Origin of the sequence: Citrobacter sp. S39 (assembly GCF_009495675.1) — a bacterium.
GTDB lineage: Bacteria > Pseudomonadota > Gammaproteobacteria > Enterobacterales > Enterobacteriaceae > Citrobacter > Citrobacter freundii.
Genome location: NZ_CP045555.1, coordinates 1,230,584 through 1,243,078 on the forward strand (window position 1 = coordinate 1,230,584; position 12,495 = coordinate 1,243,078).

Below are 12,495 nucleotides of genomic sequence, written 5' to 3' on the forward strand. Positions count from 1 at the left end.
GCCACAGTTTACAGCAGATCGGCACAGATTACCCGTAGGCCCGGTAAGCGCAGCACCACCGGGCGTCTTTCCGTCACGGTTAGCATTGAAATCCTCTACACTTAACCCCATTGTACAAATTAATATGCACAGCGCCGGATACGCGCTTCATTCACTCTTTTCAACAGGACCGCGCTAATGACCAATCCATTGCTGACTCCCTTCGAACTGCCGCCGTTTTCTAAAATTCAGCCTGAGCATGTCGTGCCTGCCGTCACTAAGGCGCTGAACGATTGCCGCGAAAACGTTGAACGTGTGGTTGCGCAGGGCGCGCCGTACACCTGGGAAAATCTCTGCCAGCCGTTGGCGGAAGTTGACGATGTGCTGGGGCGTATTTTCTCTCCTGTTAGCCACCTGAACTCGGTGAAAAACAGCCCGGAACTGCGTGAGGCCTACGAACAAACGCTGCCGCTGCTGTCTGAATACAGCACCTGGGTTGGACAACATGAAGGCCTGTACAAAGCGTACCGCGACCTGCGTGATGGCGATCATTACGCCACCCTGAGTACCGCGCAGAAAAAAGCGGTCGATAACGCGCTGCGCGATTTTGAGCTTTCTGGTATTGGTCTGCCGAAGGAAAAACAGCAGCGCTATGGTGAAATCGCCACCCGTCTGTCTGAGCTCGGCAACTTGTACAGCAATAACGTCCTTGATGCCACGATGGGCTGGACGAAGTTAGTCACCGATGAAGCCGAGCTGGCTGGTATGCCGGAAAGCGCGCTGGCTGCGGCGAAGGCCCAGGCGGAAGCCAAAGAGCAGGAAGGCTATCTGTTAACGCTGGATATCCCAAGCTACCTGCCGGTGATGACCTACTGTGACAACCAGGGGCTGCGTGAAGAGATGTATCGCGCTTACTCCACGCGCGCGTCTGACCAGGGGCCGAATGCGGGCAAATGGGACAACAGCCCGATAATGGAAGAGATCCTCGCGCTGCGCCACGAACTGGCACAGCTGCTGGGCTTTGAAAGCTACGCCTTTAAATCTCTGGCTACCAAAATGGCGGAGAACCCGCAGCAGGTCCTCGACTTCCTGACCGATCTGGCGAAACGTGCCCGTCCGCAGGGGGAGAAAGAGCTGGCTCAGCTGCGCGCCTTCGCCAAAGCGGAATTTGGTGTTGATGAGCTGCAGCCGTGGGATATCGCTTACTACAGCGAGAAACAAAAACAGCACCTCTACAGCATCAGCGACGAGCAGCTGCGTCCTTATTTCCCGGAGAACAAAGCCGTTAACGGCCTGTTTGAAGTGGTTAAACGTATTTACGGCATTACCGCTAAGGAGCGCACCGATGTTGACGTCTGGCATCCGGAAGTTCGTTTCTTCGAGCTGTATGATGAAAATAACGAGCTGCGCGGCAGCTTCTACCTCGACCTGTATGCCCGTGAACATAAACGCGGCGGGGCGTGGATGGATGACTGCGTCGGCCAGATGCGTAAAAGTGACGGCACGTTGCAAAAACCGGTTGCCTACCTGACCTGTAACTTTAACCGTCCGGTGAACGGTAAACCTGCGCTGTTTACCCACGATGAAGTGATTACCCTGTTCCACGAGTTCGGCCACGGTCTGCACCATATGCTGACCCGTATCGAAACTGCCGGTGTTTCCGGTATCAACGGTGTGCCATGGGATGCGGTCGAACTGCCGAGCCAGTTTATGGAAAACTGGTGTTGGGAGCCAGAAGCGTTGGCGTTTATCTCCGGCCATTATGAAACTGGCGAACCGCTGCCGAAGGAACTGCTGGATAAAATGCTGGCGGCGAAAAACTACCAGGCGGCGCTGTTTATTCTGCGTCAACTGGAGTTCGGTCTGTTTGATTTCCGTCTGCACGCGGAATTTAACCCGCAGCAAGGGGCTAAAATCCTCGACACGCTGGCGGAAATTAAAAAACAGGTCGCAGTGGTGCCGGGCCCAACCTGGGGCCGCTTCCCACATGCCTTCAGCCACATTTTTGCTGGTGGCTACGCGGCGGGTTACTACAGCTATCTGTGGGCCGACGTGCTGGCGGCAGATGCCTTCTCTCGCTTCGAAGATGAAGGGATTTTCAACCGTCAAACCGGACAATCGTTCCTCGATAACATCCTCACCCGTGGCGGTTCTGAAGAGCCGATGGAACTGTTCAAGCGCTTCCGTGGCCGTGAACCACAGCTGGATGCAATGCTGGAGCATTACGGGATTAAAGGCTGATTATTCACGTGAAAATCTGCTTAGTCGATGAAACAGGCGCCGGAGACGGCGCCTTATCTGTTCTGGCCGCCCGCTGGGGACTGGAACACGATGAAGATAACCTGATGGCGCTGGTGATGACGACAGCACATCTGGAGCTGCGCAAACGCGATGAACCTAAGCTCGGCGGTATCTTCGTCGATTTCGTGGGCGGTGCGATGGCCCATCGGCGCAAATTTGGCGGTGGCCGCGGTGAAGCGGTGGCGAAGGCGGTCGGCATTAAAGGCGATTACCTGCCGGATGTGGTCGATGCAACCGCAGGGCTGGGGCGCGATGCGTTTGTACTGGCCTCGGTAGGCTGTCGCGTACGAATGCTGGAACGTAATCCGGTGGTTGCTGCGCTGCTTGACGATGGCCTGGCGCGCGGGTATGCCGACCCGGAAATCGGTCCGTGGCTGCAGGAGCGTTTGCAGTTGATTCACGCGTCGAGCCTGACGGCGTTAACCGATATCACGCCGCGCCCGCAGGTGGTGTACCTCGACCCGATGTTCCCACATAAGCAGAAAAGCGCGCTGGTGAAAAAAGAGATGCGCGTGTTTCAGTCGCTGGTGGGGCCGGATCTGGATGCGGATGGGCTGCTGGAGCCTGCTCGTCAGTTAGCCACCAAACGAGTGGTGGTGAAGCGTCCGGACTACGCGCCGCCGCTGGCGGATGTCGCCACGCCGAACGCGGTAGTTACAAAAGGGCATCGGTTCGATATTTATGCGGGAACGGCATAGGCCAGATGGTCAGCTATAGTGCCCGATGGCGCTACGCTTATCGGGTCTACAGTTCGGTGCCGTTAGTAGGCCGGATAAGGCGGTAGCCGCATCCGGCATCACGGGTTAAACAAACGGTGCCAGCGGATCGGCAATCTCAAACGCTACCGCGCGGTCCGCCTTCGGCGGGTAAATCAGCTCGCTGACAATCGACACCTTCAGCTTTTTCGCTTCTGCGCGCGTCAGTTTCACCTGCTGATCCCATCCTTCGCTATACACCGCACCCCAGGCACCAAGATCCAGGCAGGTGACGTAGTTTTCCTGACGATATGGCAGTGGTGTTATGTTTAACAGGTCTGCCGCGGCATTATTACCGGCAAATTTACCCAGCAAGATGGCGTGCTGGCAGGTCATCAGCGCATGATTGCCTTTGTCGTCGGTGGCGGCGTAGGCTACATCGCCAGTGGCGTAGATATCATCGTGACCCACAACCTGCAGATTGGCATTTACATGCAGACGGCCCTGGCGATCGCGCGGGGCGTTAATCTGTGCTGTCAGGCTATTAGCCTGTACGCCGACGGTCCAGATAACTGTCTGGGAAGAAATCACCTGTCCATCTTTCAGCGTGACGCCAGAGGCATCCACGCACTCTACTTCCGCATTGACCAGCCACTCGACGCCCAGTTCAGCAGAGGCTTCGATAATCACGTCACGTAATTCCTGGCTCCAGCGTCCACCCGGCTGAGCGCCGCGTTCAACTACGACAACTCTGGTCTTAGCATCAGCGCCCAATATTTCGCGCAAACGACCTGGTAATTCCAGCGCCATTTCAATGCCGGTAAAGCCGCCGCCGCAGACCACTACCGTATTGCGAGCCTCACTTTCCGGATGTAATGCCAGATCGTTAATGTGCTGCTCCAGTACGGCGGCGCTCTCAAGTTGGTCGAGGTCAAACGCGTGCTCGGCGGCACCGGTGACGGTGTCGCGGTTTACGTGACTTCCGCTGGCAAGCACCAGGCGGTCGTAGCGGCGCAGATGAATGTCACCGTTGGCATCTTTCCAGCTCACCTCTTTAGAGTCCGGGAGGATTTGCTCGACGTGACCTTGCAGGAAGTTGACGCCGGTAACGTCAAACAGCGGTTGCAGTGGTGCGACCAGCGTATGAACGGCGCTTTCATAAAAACGTGGGCGGACACGCAGCTCTGGCTGTGGCGCAATTACTGTAATATCAATGGCCTGCTGATGTTTATCCGCCAGTCGTGCGGCGCTTAATGCTGCCCACATACCGGCAAAGCCGGCGCCCACGATCAGAATTTGTTTACGCATTGGAGTTTTCTCACTGGTGACTACGAGTTATTTACTCGGATTTTATTTGTCGTAGTTATGAATTGCAATGCGATTGAGATCCTTTTTGCCTCAAAGGGTGAGGATTTTTTATTATCTATTTGATAAATATGTATTTAAAGTTTTATTGTGAAGAGGGGGTACTTTGCTGTCTGGAATGAGTGAAACGAAAAAGCTACAATAAACTCAGATTAATTTTGACTGAGATAAGAGAATGGCATTCTACAGTTCTGGGGTTGAGTACGGCATTCATAGCCTGATGTGTATGGTCGACAGTAAGGGCGACGCGCGGGATATGAGCGTGCGGGAAATTGCCGAACTGCAAAGTGTGCCATATGACTATCTGGCAAAAATTTTCACCCGTCTGTCCAAAGCGGGTCTGGTGCGCAGCATTGAAGGCAAGGGCGGTGGTTTCCAGTTAGCTAAACCTGCTGAACACATCACTGTGCTGGATGTGGTGAATGCTATTGATGGTGATAAGCGCATCTTTGAATGTCGTGAAATTCGCCAGCGGTTGGCGGTATTTGAGGAGCATCCACCAGAGTGGGCCTGTGAAGGCATTTGTGGTGTGCGTTCGGTAATGGACATGGCCCAGCAGCGGATGGAAGAAGCGCTCGGTCAGCATACGATTCTGGACTTGGCGCGCAAAATGTACCGCAAAGCGCCGGACACCTTTGTGGTGGAAGTGCAGGAGTGGATAGACGCGCGTAAAGGGTAGTGAGTGAAAATGCCGGATAGGGCAATAGCCGCCATCCGGCACTGAAGGTTATTGTTCGGTGCTCGGCGTATTAATCATGCGGTTCAGCCATGGCACCATAATCGCCATCACCACCGTTACGGCCAGGGTCACCAGACCAATCTTACTGAAGACGTTGGTATAGATAGGCAGCGTTTGCAGCGGGTCGGTGATGTTCTCTGGTACGGCGGTGAACGTCGCGACATAACCCCCCATCAGGAAGGCTGCTGCCTGGGTCAGGAACCACATCCCGAGAATAAAGCCCATCAGGTGTTGTGGCACGAGAGCGGCGACCATAGCCAGCCCCAGGGCGCTAATCAGCAGTTCACCCAGGCTCTGGAACAGATACACCAGCACGATAAACCACGGCGACGTCAGCCCCTGCGCATCGGCAAACCACATTCCGGCTGCAGCGGCGGTCAGGAAACCCAGCGAGCACAGGAACATACCGAGCGTAAACTTCATCGGCATGGTCAGGTCTTTACCTTTGTTGCCCAGACGGGTATAGATTGCAGCTAGTACCGGACTCGCCAGTACCACCCAGAACGGGTTCAGCGCCTGGAAGCTTACCGGGTTGATGGCGAAACCAAGAATTTCATGGTGCACGTTATTGATAGCAAAGAAGTTCAGCGAAGTTGGCATCTGCGCGTACAGCACGTAGAACACCACCGCTTCCAGCATCAGGATAAAGGCCACAAACATTTTGTTGCGCCCGGTTTTATCCAGTTTGAAGGCCTGACGGAAGAAGATGATCGTCACGGCAATCGATAGGACGATCAGCACCAGGTTGGCAATCTGCACGTTGTGCATCAGCCAGGCGCAGATAAATACCATCACTACCGTTCCGGCCAGCACGCAGAATAGATTACGGAAATTCAGCGGCTTATGGTCTGGCTCTGAACCGATATTCTTCACCATTCCACGGCAGGCAAAGTAGACCAACAGCGCGACAATAAGCCCGGCCCCGCACAGATTATAGGTCACCGCATAGCCAAACTTATCGGCAATCACCGGTGCCAGCGACAACGACAGCAGTGAACCGATGTTAATCGACATATAAAACAGGGTGAAAGCACCGTCCAGACGGGCGTCTTTCGGTGGATAGCATTTTGACAGCAGGCTTGCCGGGTTGGCTTTAAACAGCCCGTTACCGACGGCAATGGTACCCAAAGCAATAAAAATCAGGTCGGGCTTAAGCAGTGACATCCCGGTCATGAAGTAGCCGATCGCCAGCACAATGGCGCCGAGTACCAGCGTACGCTTAGTGCCTAACAGATGGTCGCCGACGTAGCCGCCGATCGAGATCAGGCCGTAGACCAGCGCGGCAAATGCACCAAAGGTGACAAATGCCTGTTCCTGCGAAAAACCGAGCTGCTTAACAAAAAATACCGCCAGGATGCCCTGAACGCCGTAATAGCCAAATCGTTCCCATAATTCCACAAAGAAGATCATGAAGAACGGACGAGGTTGCTGCAGCAAGCCCGTAGGTGCAGTTTTATTCATATTCCATCGCCTTTCAAAGCCATCCCGAAAAGTATGAACGCGTATGCTTAAACGCGCCGAAAAAGTCTTATTTTGTTATAGACTGCGGTTATTGGCCGCAGGAGTAGAGTATTATAGAGATAGTTTTCGATCCAATTAGTTGATCACACTAATTATGATTTATTTGTTGGATTGATGTACTAATTGTGTCTGAATGATAAAAACAAAAACGCCCGCAAAGGCGGGCGTTTACAGGCTTAACGACTTGTAGCGCGTCGGGTTATCTCCCGACGGCCAGCGTTTTATGCTTCTTCGTCGTCACGCAGCGGAACAATCAGCATGTCGACGTGGACAGTGTTGATCAGTTGGCGCGCGGAGGACATTAGCTTGCTCCAGAAATCCTGGTGGTGACCACAAACGACCAGATCCATGTCGTATTTTTTGATGGCATCAACCAGAACCTGGCCCAGGTCGCCGCTACCGCTCAGGGTTTCGGTGATAGGGTAGCCTGCGTTGGTGGAAAGCTCGGTTAGCGCGTGGTGGGTTTCTTCAGAAATGCGTTTCTGCATGTCGCCCAGATTCACGTCGATAAGCCCGGTGTACAGGTCGGAATAGTTTACGTCAACGTGGATAAGGGAGACTTTAGCATTGTAAGGCCGCGCCATAGAGACCGCTTTTTCAACCAGAACTTTGCTTTCCGGAGAAAGATCAACCGCGATAAGAATGTGTTTATAAGCCATAGTGTTACTCCTTCCATAAGTTGTCGATGACTAGCCTGCTGGCGTTTACCTGCCGCCGCGTCATCCGCATCCTGCGAACCTTGCGCGCGGGGCTAGCCCAGTCGTAAAAACGTACCATATAAGGACTATCCTTACATTATAGCGACCAGGATAATCCGTCAATCCGCCTTGCTTGCCAAGCAGTTAAACAAATTTTTTAGTTAATTGCATTGATAGCGATTAACCTTCTGGCAAAAAAATTAACTAATCTCCTACACTATCTAGAGAGGCGTTCGGATGCGTGATACTAATACGAACGGTTCGGCTGTACTCTTCACTGAATGATTTGGCAGGGTATCGGGGAGCGGTAGTCCCGGAAAGGAGTTCCGTGGGCGGGTCGCCGGGGAGGAGGTATGATAAGCACCATTGCATTGTTCTGGGCTTTATGTGTCGTTTGCATTGTTAATATGGCGCGCTATTTTTCTTCGTTACGCGCACTGTTAGTGGTACTTCGTGGTTGCGATCCATTGCTTTACCAGTATGTAGATGGTGGGGGCTTTTTTACCTCGCATGGGCAACCGAACAAGCAGATGCGTCTGGTGTGGTATATCTACGCTCAGCGTTACCGCGATCATCATGATGATGAGTTTATTCGCCGCTGTGAGCGGGTTCGCGGTCAGTTCATCCTCACCAGCGCGCTATGTGGCCTGGTGCTAATCAGCATGGTTGCGCTGATTATCTGGCACTGATGCCAACGACAGATACAAAAAAAGCGGGTCAGAAAACTGACCCGCTTTTTTACCGTGCATTCGCTTAGATAAGCTTCAGAGAGAGCCAGTAAAGCCCGCCGGAAAGAAGAATTGCGGCTGGCAGGGTGAAGACCCAGGCCATCAGAATGCTGGTCACCGTTTTACGCTGTAAACCGCCGCCATCAACAACCATCGTCCCCGCAACGGAAGAAGAGAGAACGTGGGTGGTGGAAACGGGCATACCGGTGTAACTGGCGAGACCGATAGAGACTGCGGCAGTCATCTGTGCCGACATCCCCTGGGCATAGGTCATGCCTTTCTTACCGATTTTCTCACCAATGGTGGTGGCTACGCGACGCCAGCCGATCATGGTACCAATGCCCAGCGCCAGTGCGACGGCCATAATGATCCAGATAGGCGCATACTCAATGGTGCTCAGCATGTCAGCTTTCAGTTTTTTCAGCAGACGCTGATCGTCAGTGCTTACGCCAGGCAGCTTAACCACTTTATCCGTGGTATCAGAGATGCACAGCATAATACGGCGCAGCTGACCACGCTGTTCGACGCTTAACTTGTCGTAGGTTTCCAGGTTCGCCAGCATACCTTTCGCACGTTCCAGCGCGTTGATGGTATTCGCCGGGTGGCAATGGAACTCTGTCGTCGTCGCTGGTGCCGCGTCCGTCGGGGACGGAATCAACTGGTCTACGCCTGTGGCCTGTTTAAGCAGGTCAGGACGCTGCTGGAAGAAGACTTCGACGTTATTGATGGCATCACGGGTACGGGTAATCTCGTAACCGGAAGCATTCATATTCACCACGAAACCTGCAGGCGCTACGCCAATCAGCACCAGCATCACCAGACCAATGCCTTTCTGCCCGTCGTTAGCGCCATGAGAGAACGCCACGCCGATAGCGGAGAGGATTAGGGCAATACGGGTCCAGAACGGCGGCTTTTTCTTGCCATCTTTCTTTTCACGTTCTGCTGGCGTCAGGTGGATACGGGCACGTTTTTTTGTACCGCTCCAGTAGCGACGCAGAATGAAGATAAGACCGCCTGCAACCACCAGACCAACAATTGGCGAGATGATAAGCGAAGCAAAAATACCGATAACTTTCGGAATGTTAAGTGCATCCACTACCGAGGTGCCAGTCATCAGCGCATTGGTTAAACCAATACCGATAATGGCGCCAATCAGCGTGTGGGAGCTGGATGCAGGTAAACCAAAGTACCAGGTACCCAGGTTCCAGATAATTGCTGCCAGCAGCATGGAGAACACCATGGCAAGGCCATGTGACGATCCCATATTAAGCAGCAGATCCGTTGGTAGCATATGCACGATGGCATACGCCACGCTGAGACCGCCCAGCAAAACACCAAAGAAGTTGAACACCGCAGCCATGACCACCGCCAATTGCGAACGCATTGCACGGGTATAGATCACGGTTGCGACAGCATTGGCTGTATCATGGAAGCCGTTAATCGCTTCGTAGAACAGCACAAAAGCCAGAGCAAGCAATAGTAAAAGCCCGGTATGTAAATCCAGGCCAGCAAACAAATGTAGCATAGGACGTTACGCCATTTTGAGGACATGAACGCGGCGCATTATCAGTGACTTTGGCGGCGCGGGCAAAGTGAAATATAGAGTTTTTTTGATTTGTCTCCTGCTTTGTTTTACACCACTAAAGAATTATCCTATATATTTCAGTTAAATACCCTTTATCGGTAGTTTGGTGCTGGTGCGACCACTGAGGAATCTTTACAATTCACACCCGCTTTTTAGAGAGGATCGCAACGTGGAAAGGTTTGATACCGTTATTATAGGCGCTGGCGCAGCGGGTATGTTTTGTGCCGCGCAGGCAGGACAAGCAGGTAGTCGCGTACTGCTGATTGATAATGGTAAAAAGCCGGGGCGTAAGATTCTCATGTCTGGCGGGGGACGCTGCAACTTTACCAATCTTTATGTCGAGCCTGCCGCCTATTTGAGCCAAAACCCCCATTTTTGCAAATCGGCGCTGGCGCGTTACACGCAGTGGGATTTTATCGACCTGGTGGGCAAACACGGTATTGCCTGGCACGAAAAAACGCTAGGCCAGCTGTTCTGCGATGATTCCGCCCAACAAATTGTCGATATGCTGGTAGACGAGTGTGAAAAAGGTAACGTAACTATGCGGTTACGAAGCGAAGTTCTGAGCGTCGAGCGAGAGGGTGATGATTTCATTCTCGAATTGAACGGGATGATCGTGGGCACGAAAAAGCTGGTTATTGCCTCTGGTGGTCTCTCTATGCCGGGGCTGGGCGCGACGCCGTTTGGTTATAAAATTGCCGAACAGTTCGGTCTGAACGTATTGCCAACGCGCGCAGGACTGGTGCCCTTTACGTTGCATAAGCCACTGCTGGAGCAGCTTCAGGTGCTCTCTGGCGTGTCGGTCTCCTCTGTTATCACCGCCGAGGACGGCACCGTCTTTCGTGAAAATCTGCTCTTTACACACCGCGGGCTTTCTGGTCCGGCCGTACTGCAGATTTCCAGTTTTTGGCAGCCAGGCGAATTTGTCAGCATTAATTTGTTGCCGGATGTTGACCTTGCGAGCTTCCTCGATGACCAACGCAGCGCCCACCCTAATCAGAGCTTAAAGAATACGCTTGCTATGCAGTTGCCAAAACGGCTGGTGGAATGTTTACAGCAGTTAGGGCAAATCCCGGACGTCTCGCTGAAACAGCTTAACGTGCGCGATCAACAAACGCTGGTTGATACGCTGACCGATTGGCGGGTGCAGCCGAACGGTACGGAAGGGTATCGTACCGCTGAAGTCACACTGGGCGGCGTTGATACCAATGAGCTTTCATCGCGCACGATGGAAGCACGTAAAGTGCCGGGACTCTATTTTATCGGCGAAGTGATGGACGTTACCGGCTGGTTGGGAGGCTATAACTTCCAGTGGGCATGGTCGAGCGCCTGGGCGTGTGCGCAAGATTTAGCGCCAGCCTGACTGTGACGCCCGACAACCTGAGCTGCCGGGCGTTATCATTAGTTCAGACCAAGAAAGTGCTGGGCGATTTTAAAGTAGATAATTAATCCGGTACCGTCGATAAGCGTGGCGATAAACGGGGCTGAAACCACGGCGGGATCAATGCCGATACGCTTGAGCACCATGGGGATCACTGATGACACCACGGCGCTCCACAGCGTAATGCAAACCAGCGTCAGGCTGACGATCAGCGTGATTTCCATGCCGATGCCCATCATCCACGCGCGTAAGCACCCTGCCAGGCCCAGCGTCAGAGCGATCAGCAGCGAAGTTGAAACTTCTTTGCGGATCACCCGGCCCATATCGCGCAGCCGCACTTCTCCAAGCGCCATTGAACGTACCAGCGTCGAAGTGATCTGCGTACCGCTGTTGCCGCCAGTACCAATTAATAGCGGAATAAAAAAGGCCAGGGCAATTGCGGATTCCAGCGCCTCTTCAAAATGCTGAAGCACGCTGCTGGTATAGGCTTCTGCGACAAACAGCAGCAGGAGCCAGACCGAACGCTTTTTCCACAATGTCCACGGACTAATTTCCAGATAGGGTTTTTCCAGCGGTAGCGTGGCGCCCTGAAGCTGAACGTCTTCGGTAACATCATCTTCCTGTAGATGAGCGATCTCTTTTTCCATCAGACAACCGACCAGCTCACCTCTCTCAACGACAGCAACCAGATCGACTTCGCGTTCGGCTAACTCGGCAACGACCTGCGCCCGTTCATCATCAGGCTTTACATGAAATAAACAGCTGTCCGTAAGATGGTTGATGTTCAGCGACGTATCTTTTTCCTGCAATAAGCGCTTGATGGATAACACCCCGTGCAGCGCTTTTCCGGCCACAACAAAGACCTGGCCTGGGATGTCATCCGTTGTGAGTTGGGAGACAAAGTACTCGCGAGCGCCGTTCACGCTGAGATGGTCCGGCAGAGTAATAAAATCGGTGCGCATATATTGGGCGATAGCGTCGCCGTTGAAATCCGGCATAGGATGATGAGCGGCGCAGAGTGGCATAGATGACATGGTGTAATTCCCTATAAAAATCTCTCATAGGGGCGAACAAGACAGGGTTAGCACAGGCAGATCCCTACGTCCTGGTTTTAGCACTGAACAACGTATCTGTCCGATGGTGAAATCGTCAGAAGTTACCTTGGCAACACCTTGATTCGATGGATGCCTGTATTTCCCTGAGTGGTCTCTCTCGATACCAGCAGGGCGGTAACTTGTATTTGTACAGGAGCCTCGCCATAACGAGATCGGTAAATGAGCCGCTATTATAGGGATGCCTAATCATTGATTATGTTTATAGTTGCGATTGTTTATCAATCGTTGATATACGAAATATTTCTTTTGCCAGGGCTGAACTGGAAACGACAACCGAATAGACATATTGAATCCAAGTGTTAGTATTCAATAGACAGCAGTTATGAGTATGCGTGTTTCATTTCCGGCCAGGAACGCTGATGATGACAACATTACTACCCGATTTCAC

Annotated in this window: 10 protein-coding genes and 1 riboswitch; of the genes, 5 read left to right on the plus strand and 5 right to left on the minus strand. The window is 52.9% G+C overall.

The features are described from left to right. Positions 1-177 precede the first annotated feature (177 nt). Complete coding sequence (prlC, locus tag GFB57_RS05740) at positions 178-2,220, plus strand: oligopeptidase A (RefSeq protein ID WP_003023349.1); 2,043 nt, start codon at positions 178-180, stop codon at positions 2,218-2,220. A gap of 8 nt (positions 2,221-2,228) precedes the next feature. Continuing rightward, entirely contained in the window at positions 2,229-2,978 is a 750-nt protein-coding gene (gene rsmJ, locus GFB57_RS05745) for a 16S rRNA (guanine(1516)-N(2))-methyltransferase RsmJ (protein WP_003023353.1), read from the plus strand. A gap of 105 nt (positions 2,979-3,083) precedes the next feature. On the opposite strand, the gene GFB57_RS05750 is transcribed toward rsmJ, so the two are convergent. Next, positions 3,084-4,283 (minus strand): NAD(P)/FAD-dependent oxidoreductase, encoded by a 1,200-nt coding sequence (locus tag GFB57_RS05750; protein ID WP_003023357.1) that lies wholly within the window; start codon positions 4,281-4,283, stop codon positions 3,084-3,086. A gap of 232 nt (positions 4,284-4,515) precedes the next feature. Here GFB57_RS05750 and GFB57_RS05755 point away from each other — a divergent pair, with 232 nt between their 5' ends. Next, the gene (locus tag GFB57_RS05755) at positions 4,516-5,019 is read left to right on the plus strand and encodes an Rrf2 family transcriptional regulator (protein WP_003023361.1); all 504 of its coding nucleotides are present in this window, start codon (positions 4,516-4,518) and stop codon (positions 5,017-5,019) included. 48 nt (positions 5,020-5,067) lie between these two features. Here GFB57_RS05755 and dtpB read toward each other — a convergent pair whose 3' ends face one another. After that, the gene (gene dtpB, locus GFB57_RS05760) at positions 5,068-6,540 is read right to left on the minus strand and encodes a dipeptide/tripeptide permease DtpB (RefSeq protein ID WP_003023364.1); all 1,473 of its coding nucleotides are present in this window, start codon (positions 6,538-6,540) and stop codon (positions 5,068-5,070) included. Positions 6,541-6,821: 281 nt separating this feature from the next. Continuing rightward, positions 6,822-7,259: a universal stress protein UspA gene (gene uspA, locus GFB57_RS05765; RefSeq protein WP_003023368.1), complete on the minus strand. Its 438-nt coding sequence runs from the start codon at positions 7,257-7,259 to the stop codon at positions 6,822-6,824. Positions 7,260-7,651: 392 nt separating this feature from the next. Here uspA and uspB point away from each other — a divergent pair, with 392 nt between their 5' ends. Next, entirely contained in the window at positions 7,652-7,987 is a 336-nt protein-coding gene (gene uspB / locus GFB57_RS05770) for a universal stress protein UspB (RefSeq protein WP_003023371.1), read from the plus strand. Positions 7,988-8,051: 64 nt separating this feature from the next. Here uspB and pitA read toward each other — a convergent pair whose 3' ends face one another. After that, positions 8,052-9,551: an inorganic phosphate transporter PitA gene (pitA, locus tag GFB57_RS05775; protein ID WP_003023373.1), complete on the minus strand. Its 1,500-nt coding sequence runs from the start codon at positions 9,549-9,551 to the stop codon at positions 8,052-8,054. A 229-nt stretch (positions 9,552-9,780) separates the two neighbouring features. Between pitA and GFB57_RS05780 the strand changes: the two genes are divergently transcribed. Beyond that, positions 9,781-10,974: an NAD(P)/FAD-dependent oxidoreductase gene (locus tag GFB57_RS05780; protein WP_003023377.1), complete on the plus strand. Its 1,194-nt coding sequence runs from the start codon at positions 9,781-9,783 to the stop codon at positions 10,972-10,974. Positions 10,975-11,012: 38 nt separating this feature from the next. Here GFB57_RS05780 and GFB57_RS05785 read toward each other — a convergent pair whose 3' ends face one another. Further along, on the minus strand, positions 11,013-12,026 hold the full coding sequence (locus GFB57_RS05785; RefSeq protein ID WP_003023378.1) for a magnesium transporter: 1,014 nt from the start codon (positions 12,024-12,026) through the stop codon (positions 11,013-11,015). A gap of 55 nt (positions 12,027-12,081) precedes the next feature. Further along, a riboswitch (M-box (ykoK) riboswitch) is annotated at positions 12,082-12,265 on the minus strand. Positions 12,266-12,495: the final 230 nt, after the last annotated feature.

Bases quoted from the DNA above. Each gene is read 5' to 3' on its own strand.
- prlC (WP_003023349.1), top strand. From the start codon at position 178: ATGACCAATCCATTGCTGACTCCCTTCGAACTGCCGCCGTTTTCTAAA.
- GFB57_RS05750 (WP_003023357.1), bottom strand. From the start codon at position 4,283: ATGCGTAAACAAATTCTGATCGTGGGCGCCGGCTTTGCCGGTATGTGG.
- GFB57_RS05755 (WP_003023361.1), top strand. From the start codon at position 4,516: ATGGCATTCTACAGTTCTGGGGTTGAGTACGGCATTCATAGCCTGATG.
- dtpB (WP_003023364.1), bottom strand. From the start codon at position 6,540: ATGAATAAAACTGCACCTACGGGCTTGCTGCAGCAACCTCGTCCGTTC.
- uspA (WP_003023368.1), bottom strand. From the start codon at position 7,259: ATGGCTTATAAACACATTCTTATCGCGGTTGATCTTTCTCCGGAAAGC.
- uspB (WP_003023371.1), top strand. From the start codon at position 7,652: ATGATAAGCACCATTGCATTGTTCTGGGCTTTATGTGTCGTTTGCATT.
- pitA (WP_003023373.1), bottom strand. From the start codon at position 9,551: ATGCTACATTTGTTTGCTGGCCTGGATTTACATACCGGGCTTTTACTA.
- GFB57_RS05785 (WP_003023378.1), bottom strand. From the start codon at position 12,026: ATGTCATCTATGCCACTCTGCGCCGCTCATCATCCTATGCCGGATTTC.